The sequence below is a fragment of the Streptomyces sp. NPDC041124 genome (assembly GCF_055592385.1).
The window spans coordinates 493,318-518,068 of the sequence record NZ_JBVIYR010000005.1; the positions used below are offsets into that span (position 1 = coordinate 493,318).

Here is a 24,751-nt window from a genome sequence, read left to right on the forward strand (position 1 = left end):
CCGAAGGCCGGGTCAGCCGAGTGATGTCGTCTTGTCACGCCTGCCGGTTACGGCCTCGGGCTCGGCCCCCGTGACGGCGGCACCGGCGCTGCCGGTGTCCGGGGCGGCGGGGTGCACGGCATCGGATCCGGTGGGCAGGTCGCGCATCCCGCGCAGCGCGGAGAACAGCAACGGCAGCGGCACGGTGAGGAAACCGGCCGCGCAGCACAGCAGGGCGGTACGGGCGCCGAAGCCGTCGGCGAGGGCCCCGCCGGCGAGCGCCCCGAGCGGCAGCGTGCCCCACATCAGGAAGCGCAGGGTGGCGTTCATCCGGCCCAGCAGGTGCGGTGGGCACAGGACTTGCCGGAAGCTCACCTGGGCGACGTTGTAGACCACGGCCCCGAAGAAGACGACGCCCGAACCGAGCGCGAACACCGGTGCGCCTCCCACTCGGTCCGACAGGGGCCACAGCACCGCGAACGGTCCTGTGACCAGGGGGGAGAGCCAGATGATCCGCGCTTGCCCCCATCGGGCGGCGAGCGTGCCCGCGGCCAGCGCGCCCACCAGCCCGCCGACAGCCGAGGCGGACAGTGCGAGACCCACCGCTCCGGGTCCGAGGCCCAGAACGCGGACCAGGAACACCGTCTGCGTGGCCATCAGCACAGCGGTGAGGAAGTTGCCGAGCCCGGTGGCGGCCGCGATCACCCTCAGCAGTGGCTGACCCAGAACGAAGCGCAGCCCTTCACCGATGTCCGCGCGCAGCGACGCGCCGGGAACGGGTTCGGGACGGGGCTCGGTTCGCTCGATCCGCCACAGGCACAACGCGGACAGGGCGTAGCCGGCGGTGTTGGCGGCGACGGCCAGATGGGCGCCGAGGAGCTGGACCAGGCCACCGCCGAGCCCCGGACCCGTCACCTGTGCGGACGACCGCACGGTCTCCAGTGCCCCGTTGCCCTTGACCAGCTGGTCCCGCGGCAGGAGATGGGGCAGGTAACTCTGGTGGGCCACGTCGAAGAAGACGGTGGCGATGCCGGTGACGAAAGCGACGGCGTACAGCTGGGCCATCGTCAGGACGCCGGCCACGCCCGCCACGGGGACGCTCGCCATGGCCGCGGCCCGGACGACATCCGCCCGGATCATCAGCGGCACCTTGCGCATGCGGTCGACCCAGGCACCGGCGGGCAGCCCGATCACCAGGAACGCGGCGGTCTCGGCGGCGGTGAGCAGTCCGACCTGGAACGCGGACGCGTCGAGCACGAGCACGGCCACCAGCGGCAGAGCCACCAGGGTGACGTGAGCGCCGAACTGCGCGGCTGCCGCTCCGGCGAGCAGCAGTCTGAAGTCGCGTAAGCGCAGGGGGTCGTTGACCGTGGCGCGGAATGTGACGGACATGTGAACGACCTTCACCGAACGGACGATCACGAGTCAAAAGAGGATGCGCACTTTTGGTCATTTCTTCTGGTGTTCCCGCGCTCTATCGGAAGAATTTTCAGCAGATCGCGGTGTCTGCCGGATGAATCACTGATGGCGTGCCGAGATCGCGAGGGTGGGCGGCCCCGATCCGGCGGGGGCCGGTGCCGGCCCATGCGCGCCTTGACGCCTCGAGTGACCGTCATGTCTGAAAAGGATCACCTGCTTGACGTATGGGGCCGGAATTGATCATTCCGACTGATATGACGCCGACGACCCTGGGGGTATCCGAAACTGGGCCTGGGCTCCCGGCGGAACTGGCCGGTTGAAGCCGACGTGCACGCACCACCGAGCGGAAGCGAGGAGCGAGCGACCACAGAACTAGGTCCTTCGTACCGGTTCACCCGGGTCCGGCGCCCGATTCGCCGATCCCTGACGACAGTTAGCGTCACGCCATGCGCATAGGACTGCTCGGTACCGGCAACGTCGCCCGAACACTGGCCCAGGGCTGGAGGGCCGCAGGACATGAGGTACTCCTCGGCTCACGAAAACCCAGCGACCGAACGGACCTCGGCCTGCCCGTGGCGGGCCTCGGCGAGACAGCCGCCCACGCGGAGGTGCTCGTCAACGCCACTCCCGGGAGTGTCTCCGTGGACCTGCTTCGCTCCATCGGGGCCCCGGTGCTGGCCGGCACCCTGCTGATCGATGTAGGGGTCGGCCTCTCCGACGACTTCACCGAACTCTCCCACCCCAACAGCAGCCTCGGAGAACAGATCCAGGAGGCCTTCCCCTCGACCCCCGTCGTCAAGACGCTGTGCACCATGGACTGCACCGTGATGGTCGCCCCGGGCAGCCTCGACGGCCCGAGCACCGTCTTCCTCTCCGGCGACGACGCCGACGCCAAACGGACCACCGGCCGGCTGCTCACCGACCTCGGCTGGCCCCTGTCGTCCCAACTGGACATCGGCGGCATCGGCACCGCGCGCGGCCAGGAACACTTCGCACTGCTCTTCATGGCGATCGCGGGCGGCCTGGGGCATCACGCCTTCAACATCGATGTGGTCACCCGACCGTCCACCCGGACAGCGTCACCAAGCGCCACAGGCGGCTGAGGCGCCACGCGAGCGAGCGCCCCGGTTCCCCGGGGCGCTCGCGCATGGACAACTACAGTGCTGTAGAAGTCTCTTCTGAAGCATGATCGTTCAGCGGTCCCGTGCCCGGCCGACCCGGCCAGGACGAACCGCCGCAGGCACGGAAGAGACATGGCAGCAGGATGCCGCACCACCAAGACCACGTAGCCGGATCCACCGCCCCCTCGGGGCGCCGACGACTCGCGCGCCGCTGCCGTGACATCACGGAGGCCCGCTGGTTCGCCCTCACCGTCTTCGCGTTGATCCTCACCAACGCCGTACTCCTGGGCCTGGAGACGTACTCCGGAATCCTCGAACAGTGGCACAGCTGGTTACGGCTCGCCGAGCACACCTGTCTGGCCGCGTTCACCGTCGAGATCCTGCTGCGCATGGCCTCCCACGCCGACCGTCCCCGGGACTTCGGCAAGGACCCCTGGAACCTCTTCGACCTGGCCGTGGTCCTGTGCGCCTTCCTGCCCGTCGTCCGTGAGAACACCACGATGCTGCGACTGCTCAGGCTGGCCAGGGTCCTGCGCACCGCCCGCTTCCTGCCCCAGCTGCGCATCGTCCTCGTCGCGGTCGCCCGCAGCCTGCCCGGCACGCTGAGTTTCCTGCTCGTCGGCGCGCTGCTGCTCTACGTGTACGCCATGGTCGGCTGGGTCTTCTTCGGCCACCACGACCCCGAGCACTACGGCTCCATCGGCCGCGCCGTCCTCACCCTCTTCCTCCTGATGATGCTCGACGGCATCGGCGACGCGGTCCACGCCGGCCTGGAGATATCCCGCTGGAGCCTCCTCTACTACGCCTCCTACGTCCTGCTCGCCTCCTTCGTCCTGGTCAACGTGCTCATCGGCGTCGTCCTCACCTCCCTCGACGAGGCCCGGGACCTGGGCGAAGAGGAAGAGGAGACGCCGACAGCACACCCCCCGGCTGCGCGCCGACCGGACCAGCAGGATCTGCGCCGGCGCATCGAGGCGGCTCGCAGGGCCCTGGACGACCTGGAGCGCGACCTTGCCGCCCGGGCCGTGCTGCCGCCCGGTGACGAGGAGGGGGAACGGGGCCGGACGGCGCAGAGCACGGAGTGTCGGAACTGAGTCCTCGAGCGCGCATCAGTGGACGCCGCCACCGCCTCCCTCAGCGCCTCTCACGTGCCCCGGTGTGTGTCACGGCGGGCGCATCGCAGCGCCTCCGGAGAGAATCAGGGACACGCTTGCTATCGCCTGTCAGTAGGAGGAGCCCGTGTCCGTCCGCCGGGTCGTGCCCGACATCCGCACGGAGGCCATGCAAGAGAGCCGGGACTTCTATGGCCTCCTGGGGTTCGAGGAAGTGATGAACCACGGCTGGGTCGTGACGCTCGCCTCTGCCTCCCAGCCCACGGCGCAAGTCACCTTCATGAGCCACGACAGGACCGCACCGGTCGTGCCCGACATGAGCGTTGAGGTGGACGACGTGGATGCGGCATATGCGTTGATGCGTGAGAACGGTGCGGAGATCGTGCACCCCCTGCAGGACGAGGAATGGGGGGTGCGCCGCTTCTTCGTCCGTGACCCCAATGGCCGGGTGGTCAACGTGCTGAGCCACTGATGAGCCCACCGTGACCGACTCGTCGCGGCCCACCAGCGAGTCGGCAAGCGCCTCGTCGCCTCTGCCCCCTGCTGCGCGCCTTCGGCCAGGGCTCACCGCGCAGGGACGGCACCGGCGACTGACGTGGGCGCGGCGCAGACGGCGACGTGGTGCACGGGCCCGTGTCGGCCGAGGTATCCCTCGCCGATGGTGGTGACGTCACCAGGTCGCACCGTGTGGCACGACCCCTCGGCGCCGTCCTGGTGGACGACCTTCACGGTCGTCGTTTCGGCGCAGGTGTTCTCGACCTGCGTGTACCGCCAGCTCTGGTACACGGCGACGCAGGAGGGGGCCGGCTCCATGGCCGGCACCCCGGCGTAAGCCGGACCGGCAGCCATGAGCGACAGGAGGAGCGCCCCTCCCGCACCCGCGACGGCCCATCGAGGAAAGTCTCGCTCGCGCATGACTGGTTGCTTCTTTCTCCGAGGAAGTGTCATTTCCTGAACACACGGGCTCATTTGTGCGCGGAGTGCGTTCAGCAGTCGAAAGTTCCCAGGGTGAGTGGTAGGGCGCAACCCGATGCCCTGCTTCCAGTCAGGAAGGCGATGTCACGCCCGCACTCCCATGACCTGTGTGAACGCGGCGTGGGCAGCGGAACGGTCGAGGTGACCGTTCAACCATTTCGTGTACACAAGGAAGACTCGCGTGATGTCCCGCAGGTCGCGGCCTTGCGTGCGGGCGAGGCACTACCGGGGCCTGCAAGAAATCCAGTGACGCATCGGTCCGGTTCTCTCCGTGCGTTCGCCCCGCCACCCGCCGTCAGGTCAGGCACCGGCCCAGAGGCCGGTGCTGTGGGCCCCGTTCCTCGTCGACGTGCCCGGGGTGCGCAGAGCGGGCAGGCCGCCGGGGAACACGGCGGGCGGATATCGTCCCGCGGGAGAAGCCGACAGAGGCCGACCGCACCCTGCCGCGGTTGCAGAGGTCGTAGCGTCATACCATGACCACTGCCGGCGACACCGCCTACCGGTACCGCATCGCGACCCCCGAGGACACCGAGCCCATCAGGGCGCTGGACAGCTCCTTCACCACCGACACCGTCTATCGGGTAACTGCCACCGCGGACGGGTTCGCGCTGCGGGAGACTCCGGTGGAGCCGCCCTTGACCAAGGTGTTTCCGGAGGACGGGCCGGACGGTGACGACGAGGACGACGCGGAGTCGTGCACCTTCGTCGCCCACTGCGCCGCCGGAGACCTGGCCGGGTACGCCGCCGTCTCGTACTCCGGCTGGAACCGTCGGCTGACCATCGAGGACATCGCAGTCGGGCCGGAACACCGGAGCCGGGGGGTGGGTCGCGTGCTCGTGGGACTGGCGAGGGAAATCGCCCGCGAGCAGGGCGCCGATCACCTCTGGCTGGAGGTGACGAACATCAACGCACCGGCGATCCACGCCTACCAGCGCATGGGCTTCACGTTCTGCGGACTCGACACCACCCTCTACAGCGGCACCCACTCAAGAGGCGAACAGGCGCTCTACATGAGCATGCCCTGCTTCTGAGCCGGCCGGACGACAGCATGCGAGGTCCCCCGTGCGCGGTCACCACATGACATCCACGGCCGGCGTGAGTTCTTGTGCGCACCGTGCCCGCGTCGGGCTACAGCCGACGGCCGCATCCACCCCAGCGCGCGGGGTGGTGTGACGACATCACGTGGGTGGCGGAGCGTGCCCGCTGCCACATGCCGGGAATCTGCTCGCCCGGGCGCTGCTGTTCGCCGTGCAGGGCGTTGAGGATCACCAGGCATCCGGTCAGGGCCGGTACCGCCCACTGCGCGTACGCCAGCTGCTGCCGGGTCTTGTCGAGGTCGATCGGGTGCTTGTCCGCCTTCTCGGCGTCGGCTGGGTCGGAGGACGAGGCCAGCTCGACCTTCTTGCCGAGAATGCGGGCGTAGGCGGTGGCGGCCAGGGCGGCGGCAGTGACGACGGTCTTGGCCGTGGTGGAGGCGGCCACGCCCTGCTGCGTGGCGACACGGTGGGCGTTCACGGCGAGCAACCCGCCGCCGCCGAACAGATGCGCACCGATCGCGGCAGCGTTCACCGGCGTCCACTTCGCCCAGCCGGCTGAAGAGATCCGGTCTCGGGCCGTCTCCGTGCCGCCTTCGGCCCGGGCCGCGCCGTTGAGGCCGATCGCCCCCATCAGCGAGCCTCCGAACCAGGCGGCCAGACCAAGATCGTGCAGGCTGCGGATGGCTGTATTGCGTTGAGACATGGTGAGCCCCTTCGGTGGAGGTTGGTTGACCTGGACGAGGCAGACGCTGATCCCGCCCCCACCCTCACCGGACTCCCCCTGCCTCGCCATCACAGCAGGCCAGATGGGTGAACATGGTGAGGCGAACTTCAGGCACTCAGGCTTCGGGGCGCAGGCTGATCAACCGGCCGGCGAACTGATGGGACAGGTGTGCAGGTCAGCGATCTCTCCGGTGAATCGTCGTGCGGGCTACTCCCGCGGCTGCGGCGATCCGCTGCATGGAGACGCCCGGTTCCTCGGCCGCGCGCCCGCATCCGCGCCGGCAGACGCAGGGGCCGTTCGCGGTGGTAGCGGCGCAGGATGTACGGCCAGGCGCCGGCAGAGAGAGGGCATGCGCGGTGGGCCAGACCGGACAGCACGACAGGTGATCACCGCGGCGCTGGGCGTGCGGCCGGTGGGGGCGGGAGAGTGGCAGCGTTAGGGTGAGCGGACGGCCCCATGGACACGCTGAGGCGGGTGGTGGCGGGATGCAGTGGCAGGGCTTCGCTGAGCAGATGGCCGTGCTGGCCCGGGATCTGCTGGCCAAGGAGTCGGTACAGGAGACACTGGACGCGATCTCGGCAGCGGCGGTGCGGCTGGTGGACGGCTGTGACGCGGCCGGCGTCTTGGCGGTGCGCAAGGGCCGGGCGATCACGTTGTCCTCGTGCGGGGAGATGGTCGAGGAATCCGACCGTATCCAGGGCGAGCTCGGCGAGGGACCGTGCTACGACCTCGCCCGCCGCGAGAACGGCGAGCGCACCTACCGGATCACCGACATGACCCAGCCCCAGCCGGCCTGGCCCACCTACGCGGAAGCGGCCCGCGGGCTCGGCATCGGCAGTATGACCGGCATCCTCCTCTACACCGACAAGGAAGACTTCGGCGCCCTCGACCTCTACGCCCGCCGCCCCGGCACCTTCACCCAGGACATCGAGACCGCAGGCTGGATGCTCGCCTCCCACGCCGCGGTCGCCCTGGCCAGCGCCCGCACCATCGACCAGCTCGAACACGCCATGGAAACCCGCCACGCCATCGGCGAAGCCATGGGCATCCTCATGGAACGCCACCGTATGAGCGAAGACGACGCCTTCAGCGTGCTGCGCCGCATCTCCCAGCACCACAACATCAAACTCCGCGATGTCGCGCACCAGATCCGCTCCGAGCGCGACCGCCCCTGACCAGCGTTGACGCTGGTCAGGGGCGGTCGCGCCCTACGGGTGTCTTCGCGCAGCTCCGCGAGGTGCGAAGCGCGGCCGTGGTCGCACGGCTCCTATCTCAGGGTGTCGCCTGGTGCCCCGTCGATGTAGTACCGGCCGAAACCGATGGGAGCACGGGCCTGGTGGAGGGGAACGTCGGCTGTGATCTCTTTTCCGTCACTGGTGTGCTGGACGACGAGGCGGCTGCTGAGGGCTTTGACGATCTCCAGGCCGTGTCCGCCGACGCGGCGGGGGTCGGCCGGCCGAGGGGTCGGCGTGGCGGGGGAAGCGTCTCCGACGGTGATCCGCACGATGCGGGCCTGTTCGGCCGTCTGGAGCACCAGGTGGCCAGGGCCGGGAGCGTGTCGTACGGCGTTGGTGAGCAGTTCGCTGACCACGAGTCGGATATCGCCGGCGACGCCGGGCGGAACCGTGATCCGGTGGGTGCGGTACAGGGCGGACAGCAGTGCGTCGGCTTCGGCCCGTCCCCGGGCGGCCGTGGGCGGGGATCCGCTCCAGGCCAGGTGCCGACGCAGCGTGTGGTCCGGTCCCTGCCCGTCCGCCTGCTTCATAAGCGGTTGAGGCATGGAGATCGTCACTACTCTCAGTCGTATGAATCTGTACTTCCTGTCCCGCCTGGCGGGCTGAGCACCGTCTACCCGCCCCGGTCGACGTTATGGAAGCCGCCCACAGGGCACAAGGCGGGCCGACGGGAGCCGGTGCAGCCCAGGCGAACGGTATGTGCCAGGTGTCCCAACCGTGCGTCGACCGCGTCGAACAACTCGCGGGCCTGCAGCGTCCCTTGAGCGGTCCGGAACGTGCGCTGCCGTCTGACCTCGACCGGCAACGGGAGCCTGCCACAAACCCCGTTGACGCAGCCGAATCGTCGGACTTCGCTCTTCGCCCCCGCGTACGAGCGTCTGAAGCGGGCTGTCTCCCGTACCGGGACCGGTCGGTGGCACCGGGCACGCCGGCATCGGACGCGTCCGGACCTGTCTCTCGCCGGGACACTGCTCACCACGCCCGAGGCGGCAGTTGTGGGACCTGTACTGCCTCTCTGTGTCCGGCACGTCGTTCACCGCGTGTACATGTGAGGCCGGAGATACCGGTCAGTCGGCGGCTGCCGTGGCGACATGAAGAGGGCCCATCCTCTGACAGGCGATCCACCCCCGTCGCAGAGGAGATACGCGTGACTCGCTCCACGAGCACCCGGTCGGCCGTGCTGGCCGCGATCACGGCCCTCGCAGCGGCGGCCCTCGCCGTGCCGGCCCAGGCCGAGGGCCGCGACCGTGTCTCCGGTGATCCACTGACGTCCCTTACCCCCCGTGCGGAAACGCCGGTGCTGCACGACGACGACGAAGGCGGCAACGCCGACGCGGACGATCCTGCCATCTGGCGCAACGCCGCGGCCCCTGGCCGTAGCCTCGTCGTGGCGACCGCCAAGGAAGGCGGTCTGCGCGTCTACGACCTGGACGCGCGACTGGTGCAGTCGATAGCCGCGCCTCCCTCCGTGGGGGAGGGGAACGCCCCGGGCCGGTTCAACAACGTGGACCTTCTCCTTGGGCTTCGGCTGTCCTCGGGGAAGGCCGACCTGGCCGTCACCAGCGACCGTGGCCACGACCGACTGCGCTTCTACCGCATCGACCGCGACCGCGCCGGGGATCCGCTGACCGACGTCACCGACCCCGCCGTGCCGCCCGTCTTCTCCGAAGACCAGGCTGAGATCAACGACCAGCGGACCGCCTACGGCCTGGCGACCTGGACGGACCCGGCGACCGGGAAGTCCTACGCCCTGGTCAGCCGTCGCGAGCGCACCAGCATTGCCCTCCTGGAGCTGTTGCCGGACGCAGACGGCAAGGTCACGTACCGCACAATCCGCACCCTGGACCTGCCCTCCGCCTTCCGGCTGCCCGACGGCACTTCGTGGTCCCCGTGCGGCGAGCCCGGCGAGCTGCCGCAGGTCGAGGGCATGGTCGTCGACCCGGCCAACGGCATGCTCTACGCCGGCCAGGAGGACGTCGGCATCTGGCGCCTGCGCGCCGACCTCACCGGCAGGCCGAAACTGATCGACAAGGTCCGCGAGTACGGCGTCCCCGGTGTTTACCACGAGGAGACCGAGGAGTGCACTCCGGGCGCCGACCCCGGTCACGGCGGCACGAAGATCGCCGCGGACGTCGAGGGTCTGACGCTGCTCACCGAGTCCGACGGCGACGGCTACCTCCTCGCCTCCAGCCAGGGCGACAACACCTTCGCCGCCTACGATCGCGAGGTGGCGGACGGCAACGAGTACGAAGGCGGCTTCCGGGTCACGGCCGCGAGCGACACCCTCGACGGCTCCGAGGAGTGCGACGGCGCCGCGGTTCTGAACGCCCCGCTCGGTTCCAAGTACCCGAACGGCCTCCTCGTCGTCCAGGACGGACACGACGCCCCCGGCGATGGCGACCGTGACGCGACCAACTTCAAGTTCGTCGACCTCGGCAAGGTCATGGACGCCCTCGACGACTGACCCTCAGCCCGAGGCACGGCCTTCTGGGAAAGGGCTGGATCGGCAAGTGATCAACCGATTCGGTGATCCACTCCAGAGGACCGGAGCTGAGCAGGTTCCGTAACTGACCAAAGCGGCCCAGCGCGCTCGCCGTTACCGCCCCACCGGTCCTTGGCGCGCCGGCGGCACCGTGCTGGGGGCGATGCCACGGGCTGGGTCCCCAACTCGACTCGGCAAACGGGCTCACGCCCTCCACGGCATGGTGACCGTCACCGATCCGGCTGTGGCGCCGCTCCTGACGCCTTCCCGCCTGCTTCCGATTCACCGTGGCCTACCGCAGGACAGGGCGGTTGGCGGATGCGTACTCGTCCGCGATGTCGAACACGCTGGCGCAGTGTGGGCATTCGGCTTTGCCGAAGAGGTGGGCGATTCCGTCGGCGAGGGCCTCGTGCCCGTCACGGACGGCAGCTTCGTGCAATAACCGGCCGGTGCCGGAGAGTTCCTCGGAAGCCGCCGGCCGCAGGCCACGACGGTCCACGTCACCCAGATGCCAGTCCCGGATCGCTGAATAGCGCCCGTGGTCTCCGATGGCGATCGTCACTTCCACGGCGCAGTGGGGGCAGGCCAGGTGGTAGAAGTCGTCCGCGAAGTCCCCCAGGACGGCACTCCCGTGGTACTCCTCCTCGGCCGCGAGCGCATCGAGGAAGGTCGCAAGGTAGTCGACCGGCCGCGATCGCAGATGCCGGTCCACCCGCTTGCGGAACTCCGCGATCACGTCGGCGCAGTCCGCCAGCAGATTGTCGCAGCCGTGGTGTCCTGCCGCGCGTCGCAGTATCGCTCCGGCCAGTTCGCGCGCCCGTGCGCCCCCTGGCAGCCGGGGTGGATGCTTCCGTTGCTGCCCCACCGGACAGGCCCCAGGTTGCCTTCCTTGCCGTCGCCCGGCACATGCATCAGGAGCGCCAAGTCGTAGATCGGTCCGTGGCGTTACGGGACTGCTGCCGGCGAAACTCAGATGATCCGAACGTGCCAGCCGGTTAGGGTCGGGCGGTGCCCAAGCTCAAGCGGCTGGATGCCGGTCATGCCCCGGCGGTCCTGGCTTTCGAACTGGCGAACCGCGCCTACTTCGCTGCCTCGGTCCCCGACCGGGGCGACGACTTCTTCGACGAGTTCACCGACCGGTACAGCGCCCTTCTGGCCGAGCAGGAGGCCGGCATCTGCGCCTTCTACGTGCTCGTCGCCGAGGACGGCTCGGTTCTGGGCCGGTTCAACCTGTACGACCTCGAGAACGGCACTGCTGAGCTCGGTTACCGGGTCGGGCAGGACGTTGCAGGTCGTGGCGTGGCGACCGCCACCGTCCGGGAGCTGTGCCGGCTCGCGGTGGTGCGGCACGGGCTGCGCACCCTGCGAGCGGGCACCTCCCGCGAGAATGTCGCGTCCCAGCGGGTGCTGATCAAGGCCGGGTTCGTTCTGGTCGACCCGGCCGAGCCAGGTGGTGCGTCAGGCCCCTGGTATCAGCGCGATGTGGCACTGCTGCAGTAGACGTGGTCTTGCTGGTGGGCGGCTGCGGGAAGGCTGCGACCACCGCACGATCGTTCAGGCGTGCGTCATCGTCGGCCGTCAGGCCGGGCTGTCGACCGGCGTGGCCGGTGTGCCGGGAGCGAAGCGCGTGAAGTGCGGGGGGCGAGGGCCAGATCGGGCCGCCACGCGTGGACGGGTGCGCCGACGGTGACCCGCGGGGCACCATCGACGTGGTCGAGGAGAGTCCCAGGAGCCTGACGTCGTCGGTCCGCCCGGTCCGGTCTCCTCGCCGACTTCGCGGACCACCGCGGGCCGGCGAGCCCGGCCGGATGCCGCTTCGGCACGGGTTCGACGCGACCCGGCCGCGATCCCGGCGCAGAATCCTCGGCGCCGGGGCTCACGGCACGACGGGGCCGCACCGCCCCGAAGGCCGGTAACCACGACCGCTCAGGCTGCCCCCGTGCGGTGCGCCCGCAATCCGCGAGACGCTTCACCTCCGCCGCGAGGTGAAGGCAACCGGCGGCCGGCCCCGTCGTCCGGTCAACGCCTCAGGGCGCCCACGGCTTGACCATGTCCTTCATCGTGTCCGCCATGGCGAGCTGCAACAGCGGACCGTAGGTGATCCGGCCTACGCCGAGACGGCGGAAGCGATCGAGATCGTGCCTGACGGGATGGGCCGTGGAGTTCACGGGAACGGTGACGGCACCGGTCACCGCCGCGAGCAGGTCGTCGTCGTCCTGGATGCCCACCGGGTAGACACTGTCGGCACCGGCCTCTGCCAAGGCCCGCAGTCGCTCGATCGCCTCATCGAGGACGTCGGAAGCATCCTGCGCGTGCACGAAGAGGTCGGTGCGCCCGTTCACCCAGACCGGGACTCCCGCGTCCTCAGCCGCCGTGCGCAGGCCGGCGACGTAGCTCGCGTGCTCCTGCGTGCTGCGCACGCGGCCGCCGTCCGAGTGGACAGTGTCCTCGATATTGAGACCGACGCCGCCGACCTCGATGAGCCCGGCGACGAGATCCGCGGGCTTCTGCCCGTACCCGGCCTCCAGGTCCACGGACACAGGGACGCCGACCGCCGCGATGATCGGCCTGACCGCGGCGAGCACCTCTTCGAAGGTCTGCCCCTCGCGGTCGTCTGCCCCGCGGGAGTCGGCGAGGGGATGGCTGCCGATCGTCAGAGCGGGAAACCCGGCGGCGACTGCCGTGCGCGCGGACCAGACGTCCCAGACGGTAGGCAGGACGAGCGGCTTGTACTGGGCGTGCAACTGCTTGAGGCGTTGAGCGCGCTCAACGGTGGTGTGAAGAACCATGCCAGGGACGCTACCCCGGGATGGCCGCGGACAACGCGCCGACAGGCGTCGCCCGGTGACGGGAGGGCGAACTCCTGGTGGTCCACCGGACCGGGGCGCTCGACCAGCCGTCGGAATGGGGCAGTGGTGCGCTCCGCGGCCCGGCCCTTCGTCCAGATCCGGGTCCCGCCACCGAGAGTCAACTCGCCAGGCGCCCCCGGGCCTGCGGCGTCGCCGCGGTGTGATCGTCGCCGCCCTGGGCGCCGGATTACCGATGAGGCCCTTGCGTTCGGCAGGATGGGCGCATGACCGAGATCCGCACACCCCGTCTTCTCCTCCGCAGCTGGCACGATGACGACCTCGCGCCGATGGCGGACATCAACGCGGACCCACGGGTCATGCACTGGATCGACGACGGCTCGGTGCGCGACCTGGATGACACGGCCGAGGCGATCGAGCGCTGGGAGGAGGAATGGGACGAGGAGGGCTTCGGACTCTTCGCCGTCGAACTGTTGGCCTCGGGCGAACTGATCGGCTTCACGGGGTTGTCGGTGCCCGAGTTCCTGCCGGAGGTGATGCCCGCCGTGGCGATCAGCTGGCGTCTGGGCTCACAGTTCTGGGGTCAGGGATACGCGTCCGAAGCCGCGCACGCCACACTGGAGTTCGCGCTCCAGGACCGCGGCCTGGACCGCGTCATCAGCATCAGCCGGGTTGGGGACGAAGCCTCTGAGAAGGTCATCCACAAGCTCGGCATGCTGCCCGAGCGGGAGACGACACACCCGGTGTACGGCTATCCATTGCGCGTTCACGCCATCGACCTGACCGAGTTCCAGGTATAACCGGTCATCTCGGGATGACCCCCTGTCCGGGCTCCGCGCCGCTGCTGCGGGCAGCCGCCGAATGTGACGGTGTCGGTCCGGGACCGGCGACACGGGCAGCCTTCGCGGAGAGCATTCCGGCGCCGGAGAACCTGACCGGTAGCCCGCGCATCGGCGTCTGGACCGACGAGGACGGCTTCCTTCATCAGGAGCTCACCGCGGACGGCCGTTATGACGAGACACGGGGCGGGCGACCTCATGCCTACCAGGGCCGCTACTGGGTCGACGGCGACCGCATCGACTACCTGGACGACCTCGGCTTCTGGGCCCACGGAGAGTTCCAGGGCGACGAGCTGCACACGCGGGCTACGTGGTGAAGCTCGGCTGACCGTCCTCCGGTCGGCGCGAGGGGGTGTCGGGGAAGGGAGCCCGGTCCTCGCGTAGCGGGGCCCCGTCCGCCGCGGGCCCTCCCGGATCCGGTCACCGAGATCACTCAGTGCGCAGTCCCTGCCCGGACACCGGTGACGTGGCGCGAAGGCCGCGGATCGAGCTCGGCCGGCATGCCTTGCGCCAGCGCCTGGCCACGGAAGGGAAGTAAGCGGTCCCGGATCGCAGGGTCCGCGCGGTTCAGTCCTGGATGGTGGCGAGCCAGTCGGTCAGCAGTCTGTTGACCTCGTCGGGGCGCTCCTGCTGGATCCAGTGGCCGCAGCGGTCCAGGAGGTGGGAGGCGGCCAGGGCGGGGAGGGTGGTGGGGTGGGCGTCGATGGCGTCGGCCATCCAGGTGGTGGAGGCGTCCAGTGCGCCGCCGATGAACAAGGCGGGCTGTGTGATCGGGGCTCCGCGGTACGGGGCGAGGTCTTCCCAGTCGCGGTCCATGTTGCGATAGCGGTTGAGGGCGCCGGTCAGGCCGGTACGCTCGAACTCCCCGGCGTAGACGTCGAGGTCCTCCTCGCTCAACCAGGCCGGGAGCGGGCCGGCGGGGAAACGGTCGCGCAGCTGACAGCCCAGGGTGACGAAGTGCGGGTCGGGCTCGCCTTCGGCCGGCATCGTGTCGGCGGACAGAGCCGCGTACAAGCCGGCGAGCCAGCCGCGGACGTCGGGCTCGATCTCCGCCTCGGCGCGTCCGGGCTTCTGGAAGTAGGAGACGTAGAACTCCTCCTCGGGGCCGCCGATCCGGCCGAAGACGTCGGTGGGGCGGGGGCCGCCGGGCGGCGCGTACGGGACGCTCAGCAAGCCGACGGCGCGGAAGACTCCGGGGTGGAGCAGGGCGGAGGCAGCGGCGATGTTGGAGCCCCAGTCGTGGCCGACGACCACCGCGCTTTCCTCGCCGAGTGCGCGCACGACGGCGACGTTGTCCTCCACCAGGTCGAGCATTCGGTAGGCGTCGGTCGCGGCGGGCTTGGAGGAGCGGCCGTAGCCGCGTACGTCGATCGCCACCGCCCGGTACCCGGCCGCGGCGAGGGCCGGGAGCTGGTGGCGCCAGGAGTACCAGGACTCGGGGAAGCCGTGCACGAGCAGGATCAGCGGGCCGGTGCCCTGCTCGGCCAGGTGCAGGCGCCCGGCGGGGGCCTCGACGGTGCGGTGGCGGAGCGCGGCGGTCGGCTCGCATTGCATGGCGGCTTCTCCTCGGTTCGCGGGCGGCTGGCGCGTCCCCGTCGATCATGCGCCGCGGCGGCCACACGGCGCGATCAGTGTTGCCACTTCGGCAAATCTGCGCGGGAACATGGAGGGAAGCGGCACGGACGGTGGCAGGGGACGACGTGGCCCAGAAGCCGGCGGCGATGGGGCCCCGGCTGCGGGTCGTGCGCGAGCGCCGTGGCGTGACACTCGCCGATGCCCCCGCACCTCACCGCGGGGCGCGTCGCGGTGTGTTCAGACGCCGCCCTTGCGGAGCATGTCGTCGATCCGGGCACCCTCCGCCGCCCCGACCCCCTCCGTACCCAGGGTGACACCCAACGACTCGGCCAGCGCGCGGTGGTGGACGTCGATGGCCGACTCGATGAGCGTCGCCAGATCGTCCAGACCGGTGCGCGCCCGGCGCCACCCGGTGAGGAAGACGCAGGCCCCGACGACGAGGGCCGGCCACCACACGATCCCCACCAGTGCGTAGAGGCAGCCCCAGCCGGCCAGGGACACCGCGTCCGCGAAGGCGGCCCGCGCACTGATCACCGGCCTGCGCGCCTCGTCACCCAGCAGCAGCCACAACCGGGGCCAGGCCGCCGAGGCATCGAACCAGTACTGCGCCCGCGTCCGCACCTCGACGAGCCTGATCCGGTCGCTCATCCAGGTCCGCCGCTGCGGCAGATACGCCGCCACGGCCGCCACCCCGGCCCGCTCGGCCGCACGCACCGCCCTGCGGCGCCGCCGCCCGCCACCGGAGGACCCGGCACTCAGCCACACCCGCTCGACGGACACGCCCAGTTCACCCGCGAGAGCACCCACCACGCCCGCCGCGAGCAGCGCCAGCCCGACGTCCACCGCCGCCCCGGACGGCTCCCGGCGCCAGCCGCGCCACACCGCCTCGGCCCACACCCTCAACTCGTCGGTGCTCAGCGCCCCTTCGTGACCGAGATGCCGACCCGCCACCGCCACGGCGACCAGGAGCAGACCCGGCAGCAGCACGGCGGTGAACCAGCGGCTGTTCACATGCCGGTTCAGTTCGGCGAGTACACCCGTGACCATCGCGTGTCACGCCGTCGGCCGCATGGCCGCACCGAAGGCGTGGCACACCGGCACGTGCCCCTGCGCGTCCCGCCCCGCCGTCCGGTCGCACCGCTCGCGCGGGCAGACGTAGGTGCCCGCGCCGACCGGTGACGTCCGCGTGGCGCCCGGGAAGCCGACCAGGCCGAGCACGTCGCGGCCCGACCAGACACGGACGGCCTCCGGCTCCTCGTCCCGCACCCACTTGTGCACCGCGCGCACCGCCGAACCGCCCTCCTGGACCCGGGCCACGTCCCGGTCCAGCCGCTCACCGACACCCGTCCGCCGCGCCTGCTCGCGCAGCCCCGGCAACCGGGCGCACCACACGGCGAGCGCCTCGGACTCGGTCGGTTCCTCGGACGTCATGGACCCTCCGCGAAAGATCGGTCACTCTGGGATGAACGGTCGTATCGTTGTGTGCCTGTCGTGCCGTCAGGGTGTCACAGGCCAGGTGGGTGACGGCAGGGAAAAGGATGGGGCGGGATGAGGTTACGGGCCTGGGGCGATCCCGAGCGGCGGATCGAGGACAGCGTCACCCGATACCTGAGCACCGGGCGCGCGGCCGAGGTCGCCGGTCCCCAACTCCTGCAGGACGCGGACCGGTTGCTGGCTCAGGTGGCCGAGGCGCCGCCCCGCTCGCCCGAGCGGGAGCGGGTGCTGCGGCTGGTGGGCCTGCTCTACCTCGCCCGCGAACTGGTCCTGCGCCAAGACGCAGTGCTCCCCGAGGTCTCCTCCATCGCCGCCGCCCTGGGCCTGCTGCACGACACCCGGCCGCAGTCGCTCCCCGCGCCCCTGTGGGATCTGGCTGTCGAGTTCGGCGCCGACCCGGCGACCCGCGCCGAGACCGCCGCCTCGTTCGCGCGGGCCGAGAAGGACGGCGGCGCCGATCCCCTCGCCTTCCTCGTCGCGCTGGAACACGCGGTGGCCGACCTGCCCCCGGACCACCCGCGCCTGTGCCCCTACGCCCTGCTCCTCGCCGTCCACTGGCTCGAACGCGCCGGGACCTTCGAGGACGCGGGTGACCTCGACCGCGCCGAACAGTGGGGACGTGCCGCACTCGCGCTCACCGCCACCGGTGACCCCACACGTGCCGCCGCCCTGCACGCGCTCGTCGCCACCCTCACCCGCCAGACGGCCCGGTACGACACGGCCGCCCACGCGGGAGCCGCCGTACGGATGTGCCGCAAGTACCTCGCCGTCGTGCCGCCCGGCCAGGGCGAACACCTCGCCGTCCGCTTCTCGTTGGGCACCACCCTCAGGGTGCGCCACACCCACACCCGGGCGTCGCGGGACCTCGACGAGGCGGTGGACGTGCTGCGGGGCGCCGTCGCCGACGCCCGGCGCGCGGGCGGCCCGGCACCGGGCCAGCTCAGGAGCTTCGCTGCGACGCTGTACGACCGCTACGCCCGCGAGCTCGCCCAGGAGGATCTGGACGAGGCGCTGAGCGCGATGAAGGAGGCCGTGTCCACGGCCGCCGCGCGTGGTGGCCCGGCGGTGGCGTCGGCCCTGCGGACCGAACTGGCCGCCCTGGAAAGGGAGAACGCCACCGGCCGCGGCCTGGACGTGACCCGCCGGCCGCTCCGCCGCCCACCGACGCCCCACCAGCGTGCCGAGGAGGGGCGCGAGCTCGTCGACCGCTCCCAGACACCTGAGGGCGGCCTGCTCGACCTCGACCAGGGCATTGAACTGCTCGGCGGCGCCCTGCGCGAACTGCCCCCGGACTTTCCCGACCGCGCGCCCTACGCCGCCTACATGGGCCAGGCGCTGCTGAACCGCTACGAGGCCGAGCAGGACCCGGCGGACCTGGACGCGGCCGAGGAGACGGTCCGGCACGCGGTGCGGCTGTGCCCCGAGGGCGACGACAACCAGGTGCCGTTCCGCACCCTGCACGCCATGATCGCTGACGCCCGCCATCAACGCCTCGGCACGCCCGAGACCCGCGACGTGGCCGTCCAGCGGTGGCGCGACCTGCTGTCGCGGCCGCTCGACCTGACCGGATACCGCCGACGGACCCTGCACCGGCTCGGCGCCCACCTCGTCGCCCGCCACGAGGACACCGGCACCCTCTCCGACCTCGACGAGGGCGTGGACGCCCTGCGGCAGGCCCTCGCCGCGGCCGGCCCCGCCGACGGGGAACACGTCCCCGTCGCCCTCGACCTCGCCGCCGCCCTGCTCCGCCGCCAGGAGCACAGCGGCACCGCGCGCGACCTCGACGAGGCGCACACCTGCCTCACGGCCGCGCTGGACCGCCTCCCGTCCGACGACCCCCGGCACACCCGCGCCCGCGACCTGCTGGCCACCGTGACCGAACGCCGGCGCGAGGTCCACACCCGGCACGAGGAGAAGGCGGCGCCGGTCCTGCGCTCCAGCACCTTCGTCTCAGGCCCGGCAGACCCGCCCGCCGTGCCGGCCGACCAGGCGGGCGGCGACCCCGACGGACTCAGCTCCGTCGTCCGTCACAGCAACCGCGTCAACACCCTCCTCGGACACTTCCGGCACACCGGCGACACCGAGGCCCTCACCGAGGCCGTCGACATCAGCCGCCGCCTGCTCACCGGCATGCCGGACACCCACCCCTACCGGACGCTCGTCCACGCGGACCTGGGCGCCGGACTGCTGCTGCGCTTCGAGCACGAGGGCGACCCCCGCGACCTCGACGAAGCCGTCGACCACCTGCGCCGAGGCGCGCACGGTCCCGACGCCACCGTCCAGCAACTGCGGAACCAGCTGAACCGCCAGGACCTCACCGTCGAGGAACTCGACCGCATGACCGGCGGTTCGCTCGCCGGCATCCTCGAACTGACCGGCGGACGGGGCAAGGAACTCGCCCACCTCGCGGGCGCACTCGTCCGCCGCTTCGAACGCGACGGCGCCGCGGACGACCTGGAGGAAGCGGTCGCCTCCGCACGCCGCGCGGTCGAGACGACCCCCGCCGAGAGCACCGTCGACCTGCACGACCGGCAGGCCATGCTCGGCCTCGTCCTGCTGGCCCGGTACCGGCACACCGGCCACCGCACCGACCTCGACCAGTGCGTCGACGCCGGGCGCGCCGTCCTCGCCCTCACCGACGACATCGTGGGCGGCCCGCCCGGCGAGCACCGGCGTGGCGCCCTCACCGCCCTGTGCAACCGCCTGCGCATGCGCTACTTGCTCACCGGCGATGCCGACGACCTCGAGGAGTCCGTCACCGCCGGACGGGAGGCCGCGCGACTCCGGCCGCCGGGGACCTCGGACGCGTACCTGCTGACCAACCTCGGCCTCGCCCTGTGGGATCGGTGGGCCCGGCACGGCCAGGCCGCCGACCTCGACGAGGCGATCGACCTCACCGGCACGGTCGCCCACGCGCTGCACCCCTCCTCCCCCCGCCGTGCCTACGTCCTGCGCACCCTCGCCCGGATGCTGGGCGACCGCAGCCTCGCCGGACCGGCCGCCGCGCGCCCCGGCGACGCGGCCCGCTGCCTCGCCCTGTCCCGCGAGGCGGCCACCCGTGCCGACACCTCGCCCCCTGCCGAGCGCCTCGAAGCCGCCGTCGCCTGGGGCGACTTCGCCGCCGCCCGGGCCGCCGACGGGGACGGCGACTGGGCCGAGGCCGCCGACGCCCACGCGGTCGCCGTCGACCTGCTCGCGCTCCTCACCTGGCGCGGACTGTCCCGAGGTGACCGCGAGCGCCGCCTCGCTCCGTACGCGCACTTGGCCACCGACGCCGCCGCCAGCGCGATCCTCGCCGGGCGGCCCGAACAGGCCGTCGAACTCCTCGACCAGGGCCGCTCCGTCCTGTGGAGCCAGGTCCTCGACACCCGCACCGACCTCACCGCGCTCCACACCACCCACCCCGCGCAGGCGGCCCGCCTGGAGGAACTGCGGGCGGGCCTCGACGCCCTGCCCGACGGCCCGACCGGACCCGACGACGGCACCGAGCACCGGCGCCGCCTGGCCCGCGCCTGGGACACCCTGCTCGACGAGATCCGGCGCCTGCCCGGCTTCGCGCACTTCCTGAAGCCACTGCCCTTCGCCGACCTCTCGGCCGCCACCGCCGGCGGCCCCATGATCCTCGTCAACGTCAGCCGGTTCCGCTGCGATGCCCTCGTGGTCACCCCCGGCCAGGTCCATCTCGTCCCCCTGCCCGGCCTGACCGCCCCCGCGGCGCAGCACCGCACGCGGGACTACCTCGCCGCTCTCGAACGCCTCGACGACCCCGGCACACCCACCGGACCCACCCAGCAGGCCGTGCTGGGCACCCTGGAGTGGCTGTGGGACACGGTCGCCGCGCCGGTCCTCGACTCCGACCTCGCCCGGTCCTGGCAGGGCGGACGCGTGTGGTGGTGCGCGACCGGCCCGCTCGCCCTGCTGCCACTGCACGCCGCCGGCTACCACGACCCCGACGACGAGCGCGAGGACGACGCCGTCCTGGCCCGCGTGGTCTCCTCGTACATGCCGACCCTGCGCGGCCTCCTGAGGGCCCGGCGCCCCACCGCACCGCCCGACCAGGTACGCCGGCTGCTGATCCTGGCCCTCGGCGCCCCACCGCCGTACGCTTCCCACCTCGCCCCGCTGCCGGGCGCCCGCCAGGAGGCCGAAACGCTGCGCCGTCGCTTCCCCGAGCGGCACACCCTGCGGCTCGACGCGGCCGCCACCGCCCAGCAGGCGCTGTACCTGCTCGACGGCCACACCTGCGTCCACTTCGCCTGCCACGCCGGCCAGAACCTCGCCGACCCCAGCAAGGGAGCCCTGTATCTGTACGACCGGCCGCTCACGGTCACCGACCTGGCCCGACTCAACCTGGAAACGCCCGAGTTGGCCGTGCTCTCCGGCTGCCAGACGGCCGTCGGCGGGACTGACCTGCCCAACGAGGCCATCCACCTGGCGGCGGCCCTCCTCCTCGGCAACTTCCGGCACGTCGTCTCCACCCTGTGGCCCATCGGTGACGACAGCGCCCGCGCCCTGACCGACGAGATGTACGCCCGACTGGGCGACGCCGGAGGCCGCATCCACCCCTCCCGCACGCCGCAGGCCCTCCACCGTGCGGTCCTTCAGGCCCGTCGCCGGGCCCCCGACGCCCCGCTCGCCTGGGCCTCGCACGTCCACTTCGGGCCGTAGGAAGGCGAGTCGGTCAGCAGCTCCGCTGCGGCGCCCTGGGTAACCCGGGCACGCCAACGCCGCGTACGCAGTGAGGTTGACCGGAGCCCCGCACCGTGGCTGCTCAGCAAACCCTGCCTGTAACGCTAGCGGAACAGCCCTTGGCGCACCGGCCGCTATCGGGCTGGGGAGCCCTTGTGTTCCGGTCTCGGTGATACCGGATACCGGGTTCGTCTGCAGCTTCCTGGTGGCTGGCGGTGTTGGGCCCTTCGAAAGGGGGCGGGCGTGCGAGCCGGCTGCGTGGACGTCGCTGGCGATGGGTGATTGTCCAGCCGGTTACCCGGCTTACGGTCCGGCGTGCCCGCAGTCCGGCCTTCCGTCGTGTTGAACGTCTTTTGCGGCTCTGACTGGGCGCCAGTACAGGCACCCGCCCTGATTCTCTTCTGGTCTGTCACCTTCTCCGTCTGTTCGGGTGTGGGGCGGAGATGCGCATTTCTGGAGTGGTGATTTCAGGTTATGGATTTTTATCGTGTGGGTGGCGCGGCGGTTATGTGCGCGCTGTTCGTTCGGGGTGCTGTCGAGGGGAGTGGTTGTGGATCATAAACCTGGTGCGCACGAGTTGCATGAGATGGGAAGTTCTGTGTCTGCGGTGGATACCGCGGGTGCGGTTCTTTTCATCGGGTTGACCGTGGCGATGTGGGCGGCGGTGGCCGTGCTCGCCTATGCCAATCGGGGGCCGGTGCGGCCGTGGCTGTTCCGGACCGCGGTGGCGTTGATCGGTGTGGGGGTGGTCGGGCAGATCGGTCACTTCCAGGAGCACATCGCGCAGGCGGTGTACTGGATCGCTCATCCGTATACCGAGGCGTGGATGACGCCATGGGCGAACAGTTTCTCCAGGGGTATGGGTCAGGTCGACGCGAGCAAGCCGATGCTCGGTATGGAGGTGCTCCACCTCACGGGCAACCTCATCTTCCTTGCGGGTCTGGTCGGCATCATGCAGATCACCCGAAGGGTCGGTAGGCGGCTCGAGTCGCGCAAGTGGGCCAGGATGGGGGTGTGGATGCAGGGCATCCACGGCGTGGAGCACCTTGTCCTGACTCTGTCGGTGGCGTTGGGGGCCGGTCGGGCCATTGGTCTGTCCACGTGGTTCGGTGTGGTCGAACCGGGTGTCGCGCTGACCACGTACAGGGTGTGGTGGCACTTCGTGGCCAACCTCGTCGGAACGGTCATCCTGGGGCTGGCGGTCTTCCACCTGTGGAAGGAGAAGCGCAGCGTCCGGGCGGCCCACCGTCCACAGCCGGACGGTGGCGTTCCGCCTCTCCCCGACGGCGGAGTTCACGAGGACGCGCCGCGAGAGCCTGTCTTGGCCGCCGGGGAGAGGCCGGTCGCCGCGGCATCGAGGGAGTGACGCCGTCGTCGCTGTGCCGGTGCCTGGGTGGGTGTCGCCGGTGAGATGAGCGCGGCCTTCACACGGTACGGCTGGTACAGGCGGCAGGTCCTGCCTCGGTTGCGGCTGCGGTCCAGCCGGGGTGGGTCCTGCCGTCTCCGGTGCTGACGCCTCCTCCGGGCTTCGCTCGGAGGAGGCGTCGGTCCGGTGCGAACTGCCGTGTTCTGTGCAGAAACCATGTCCGCTGTCGGGGCGTTGATCAGTGGGGAGCGGGTCTCCCCGGTGTGCGTGGCGTGTGGTTCGCCTCGTGCCGGGCTGTGTTGCGGGCGGGTGTGGGGAAGGGTGGAGCGGGATGGAGCGGGCCGTGGTGGGTGGGCCGGAGGAGCGGGTGCCGGGGCGTCGGTGGATGGTGCGGGTGGATGCCGTAGGCCGGGGTGGTGGGGTGGTACGTGTCTGGTGCAGCCGTCCCGCCTGTGCCGAGCGGCGACTGCCGTCCGTGACCGCCGGCCGTGCGGCCGCGGTTGCTCACCTCGAGGCTCATCTGCGTGCCGCACTCGTTCCCAGGGCCGAGGCGTACTGTGCGTGCAGGGCCGAGGGCTGTCGCATGCATCTGCCCGGTACCGACAGCCTTCCGCGTGCCGAACCCTGGCGGTGCGGCGGTCCGGTGGTCTTCGCCGTTCTCACCGACCGGGAGGGACGCTGGTGGCAGGCCATGGAGTGCTGCTCGCGGTGCGCGGCGGCCACCCCCGGGGTGAGGACCGTCGCCGTGGGGGCGTCCGGCCCGCGGTCCACCGAGAGCCCGGCCCCCGCGGCCACGGCCACGGGGACCAGCGTGGGGGCGCCGTTGTTCTCCGACCACCGGGTTGCCGGGGTGCGGGCTCCGGCTTCCCGCCCGGTACCTGCGCGGCGCCGTCCGCCGCAGGCAAGGATCGCCCAGCGGGTCATCCCGCACGGCCTGCGGCCCGTCGCCCTGCGGGACGAACTCGTCGAACTCGGTGACCTCTTCCGCGCCTACCAGCGGCGTGAGCAGCCCGACCTGGCGCTGCTGGCCGACCTTCAGGAGCGTAAGGCCCGTGCCTTCACGGCCTGGGCCGATGTCACCTGCGACGGCGCCCTGCGGGGGGAGGCCCGGCGCGCCGGGCAGGCGGCCGCCGTCATCCGTCTCCAGCACCAGCAGCGCACCGGCGGCGTCGCGACCGGTGACGGGCCTGGGGTGACGCGGCTGCTGACCGCGCAGTCGCAGTGGGAGCATGTGCGCTCCGTCCTCGCGCATGTGGCCGACCACGCTCCGCTGCCCGGACCGGAAGCACGGCTGCTGGTGCTGATGCTGACCCTGCGCACCGCGCACACCGGCACCGGGAACCTCGTGGGCCAGGACATCGCCGCGCTGGCCCTTGCCGATGCGGGGGGTCTGGTGGAGAGACTGGTCGGGTGCGGCTGGCTCGTTCTGCCCGGCACGGTCGGCGACCTGCTCGCCTCCCGACCGGAGAACCCCACCCCGATCACCGTCCCGTCCCTGGTACCCCGTGACGGGGCCAGGAGTGTGTTCGCGTTCGGCAGGAAGACGCGGCCCCGGCTCTCCGGCTGGGCCCAGAGGGTCGTCTCGGACAAGAAGCTCCGCAAGGCGGGGGCCACCGCCTGCACCCGGCTGCTCGCCCTGACGCTGGCCGCCGGGACCGACGCCTCGGGACGCCTCGGTCCCGACGGCCAGGGCATCGCTCTGGATGCTCTCACCGCCCGGGTCCCGGTCGGCTCCGACGAGCTGCGGCACCTGGCCGACCGGCTGGCCGCGGCGGACTGGCTCACCGACGCCGCTCTCACCGACGCCCGCCTCACCGGACGGCTGACCGAACGCGTCCTCCCCCTCACCTGCCCCCATGTCTGACGCCGTGAGCGGATTTCACCGGTCGGGTCGTCG

At 71.3% G+C, this 24,751-nt stretch carries 21 protein-coding genes; 12 read left to right on the plus strand and 9 right to left on the minus strand.

The window, feature by feature from the left end; all coding sequences use genetic code 11:
• Positions 1 to 12: 12 nt before the first annotated feature.
• Positions 13 to 1,371, minus strand: a complete 1,359-nt coding sequence (locus tag ACZ6A9_RS17135) for an MFS transporter (protein ID WP_468985649.1) — start codon at positions 1,369 to 1,371, stop codon at positions 13 to 15.
• Positions 1,372 to 1,844: 473 nt separating this feature from the next.
• Between ACZ6A9_RS17135 and ACZ6A9_RS17140 the strand changes: the two genes are divergently transcribed.
• The 3 genes from ACZ6A9_RS17140 to ACZ6A9_RS17150 all read left to right on the plus strand — a co-directional run bounded on the left by ACZ6A9_RS17140 (position 1,845) and on the right by ACZ6A9_RS17150 (position 4,103).
• Complete coding sequence (locus ACZ6A9_RS17140; RefSeq protein WP_468985654.1) at positions 1,845 to 2,501, plus strand: NADPH-dependent F420 reductase; 657 nt, start codon at positions 1,845 to 1,847, stop codon at positions 2,499 to 2,501.
• Between the two features lie 161 nt (positions 2,502 to 2,662).
• Entirely contained in the window at positions 2,663 to 3,613 is a 951-nt protein-coding gene (locus ACZ6A9_RS17145) for an ion transporter (protein ID WP_468985656.1), read from the plus strand.
• Positions 3,614 to 3,758: 145 nt separating this feature from the next.
• Positions 3,759 to 4,103 (plus strand): VOC family protein, encoded by a 345-nt coding sequence (locus tag ACZ6A9_RS17150; protein ID WP_468985659.1) that lies wholly within the window; start codon positions 3,759 to 3,761, stop codon positions 4,101 to 4,103.
• Between the two features lie 92 nt (positions 4,104 to 4,195).
• Here the strand turns inward: ACZ6A9_RS17150 and ACZ6A9_RS17155 are convergent, their stop codons facing one another.
• Entirely contained in the window at positions 4,196 to 4,546 is a 351-nt protein-coding gene (locus ACZ6A9_RS17155) for an alpha-amylase (RefSeq protein ID WP_468985662.1), read from the minus strand.
• Between the two features lie 533 nt (positions 4,547 to 5,079).
• Here ACZ6A9_RS17155 and ACZ6A9_RS17160 point away from each other — a divergent pair.
• Positions 5,080 to 5,637, plus strand: a complete 558-nt coding sequence (locus tag ACZ6A9_RS17160; protein WP_468985664.1) for a GNAT family N-acetyltransferase — start codon at positions 5,080 to 5,082, stop codon at positions 5,635 to 5,637.
• Between the two features lie 97 nt (positions 5,638 to 5,734).
• On the opposite strand, the gene ACZ6A9_RS17165 is transcribed toward ACZ6A9_RS17160, so the two are convergent.
• On the minus strand, positions 5,735 to 6,346 hold the full coding sequence (locus ACZ6A9_RS17165) for a hypothetical protein (protein ID WP_468985668.1): 612 nt from the start codon (positions 6,344 to 6,346) through the stop codon (positions 5,735 to 5,737).
• Between the two features lie 506 nt (positions 6,347 to 6,852).
• Here ACZ6A9_RS17165 and ACZ6A9_RS17170 point away from each other — a divergent pair.
• The gene (locus tag ACZ6A9_RS17170; protein ID WP_468985671.1) at positions 6,853 to 7,542 is read left to right on the plus strand and encodes a GAF and ANTAR domain-containing protein; all 690 of its coding nucleotides are present in this window, start codon (positions 6,853 to 6,855) and stop codon (positions 7,540 to 7,542) included.
• A 92-nt stretch (positions 7,543 to 7,634) separates the two neighbouring features.
• Here ACZ6A9_RS17170 and ACZ6A9_RS17175 read toward each other — a convergent pair whose 3' ends face one another.
• On the minus strand, positions 7,635 to 8,147 hold the full coding sequence (locus tag ACZ6A9_RS17175; protein WP_468985673.1) for an ATP-binding protein: 513 nt from the start codon (positions 8,145 to 8,147) through the stop codon (positions 7,635 to 7,637).
• 602 nt (positions 8,148 to 8,749) lie between these two features.
• On the opposite strand from ACZ6A9_RS17175, the gene ACZ6A9_RS17180 reads away from it, so the two are divergent.
• Positions 8,750 to 10,066 carry a phytase gene (locus ACZ6A9_RS17180; RefSeq protein ID WP_468985675.1) on the plus strand — a complete coding sequence of 439 codons (1,317 nt, stop codon included), beginning with the start codon at positions 8,750 to 8,752 and terminating at the stop codon, positions 10,064 to 10,066.
• Between the two features lie 310 nt (positions 10,067 to 10,376).
• Here the strand turns inward: ACZ6A9_RS17180 and ACZ6A9_RS17185 are convergent, their stop codons facing one another.
• Entirely contained in the window at positions 10,377 to 10,820 is a 444-nt protein-coding gene (locus ACZ6A9_RS17185) for a hypothetical protein (protein WP_468985678.1), read from the minus strand.
• Between the two features lie 272 nt (positions 10,821 to 11,092).
• Here ACZ6A9_RS17185 and ACZ6A9_RS17190 point away from each other — a divergent pair, with 272 nt between their 5' ends.
• On the plus strand, positions 11,093 to 11,584 hold the full coding sequence (locus tag ACZ6A9_RS17190) for a GNAT family N-acetyltransferase (RefSeq protein ID WP_468985680.1): 492 nt from the start codon (positions 11,093 to 11,095) through the stop codon (positions 11,582 to 11,584).
• A gap of 527 nt (positions 11,585 to 12,111) precedes the next feature.
• Here the strand turns inward: ACZ6A9_RS17190 and ACZ6A9_RS17195 are convergent.
• Positions 12,112 to 12,873: an isocitrate lyase/PEP mutase family protein gene (locus ACZ6A9_RS17195; RefSeq protein WP_468985683.1), complete on the minus strand. Its 762-nt coding sequence runs from the start codon at positions 12,871 to 12,873 to the stop codon at positions 12,112 to 12,114.
• A 284-nt stretch (positions 12,874 to 13,157) separates the two neighbouring features.
• Between ACZ6A9_RS17195 and ACZ6A9_RS17200 the strand changes: the two genes are divergently transcribed.
• Positions 13,158 to 13,691 carry a GNAT family N-acetyltransferase gene (locus tag ACZ6A9_RS17200; protein ID WP_468985685.1) on the plus strand — a complete coding sequence of 178 codons (534 nt, stop codon included), beginning with the start codon at positions 13,158 to 13,160 and terminating at the stop codon, positions 13,689 to 13,691.
• A 14-nt stretch (positions 13,692 to 13,705) separates the two neighbouring features.
• Positions 13,706 to 14,047 carry an Atu4866 domain-containing protein gene (locus tag ACZ6A9_RS17205; protein ID WP_468985688.1) on the plus strand — a complete coding sequence of 114 codons (342 nt, stop codon included), beginning with the start codon at positions 13,706 to 13,708 and terminating at the stop codon, positions 14,045 to 14,047.
• 250 nt (positions 14,048 to 14,297) lie between these two features.
• Here ACZ6A9_RS17205 and ACZ6A9_RS17210 read toward each other — a convergent pair whose 3' ends face one another.
• The 3 genes from ACZ6A9_RS17210 to ACZ6A9_RS17220 all read right to left on the minus strand — a co-directional run bounded on the left by ACZ6A9_RS17210 (position 14,298) and on the right by ACZ6A9_RS17220 (position 16,736).
• The gene (locus ACZ6A9_RS17210) at positions 14,298 to 15,284 is read right to left on the minus strand and encodes an alpha/beta fold hydrolase (RefSeq protein WP_468985690.1); all 987 of its coding nucleotides are present in this window, start codon (positions 15,282 to 15,284) and stop codon (positions 14,298 to 14,300) included.
• Between the two features lie 258 nt (positions 15,285 to 15,542).
• Complete coding sequence (locus tag ACZ6A9_RS17215; protein WP_468985692.1) at positions 15,543 to 16,352, minus strand: hypothetical protein; 810 nt, start codon at positions 16,350 to 16,352, stop codon at positions 15,543 to 15,545.
• Between the two features lie 6 nt (positions 16,353 to 16,358).
• Complete coding sequence (locus tag ACZ6A9_RS17220; protein ID WP_468985694.1) at positions 16,359 to 16,736, minus strand: hypothetical protein; 378 nt, start codon at positions 16,734 to 16,736, stop codon at positions 16,359 to 16,361.
• A 117-nt stretch (positions 16,737 to 16,853) separates the two neighbouring features.
• Between ACZ6A9_RS17220 and ACZ6A9_RS17225 the strand changes: the two genes are divergently transcribed.
• The 3 genes from ACZ6A9_RS17225 to ACZ6A9_RS17235 all read left to right on the plus strand — a co-directional run bounded on the left by ACZ6A9_RS17225 (position 16,854) and on the right by ACZ6A9_RS17235 (position 24,718).
• Complete coding sequence (locus ACZ6A9_RS17225; RefSeq protein WP_468985697.1) at positions 16,854 to 21,467, plus strand: CHAT domain-containing protein; 4,614 nt, start codon at positions 16,854 to 16,856, stop codon at positions 21,465 to 21,467.
• 607 nt (positions 21,468 to 22,074) lie between these two features.
• Positions 22,075 to 22,854, plus strand: coding sequence for a DUF6008 family protein (locus ACZ6A9_RS17230; RefSeq protein ID WP_468985778.1), 780 nt, complete (start codon positions 22,075 to 22,077; stop codon positions 22,852 to 22,854).
• A gap of 583 nt (positions 22,855 to 23,437) precedes the next feature.
• On the plus strand, positions 23,438 to 24,718 hold the full coding sequence (locus ACZ6A9_RS17235; protein ID WP_468985701.1) for a hypothetical protein: 1,281 nt from the start codon (positions 23,438 to 23,440) through the stop codon (positions 24,716 to 24,718).
• Positions 24,719 to 24,751 lie beyond the last annotated feature (33 nt).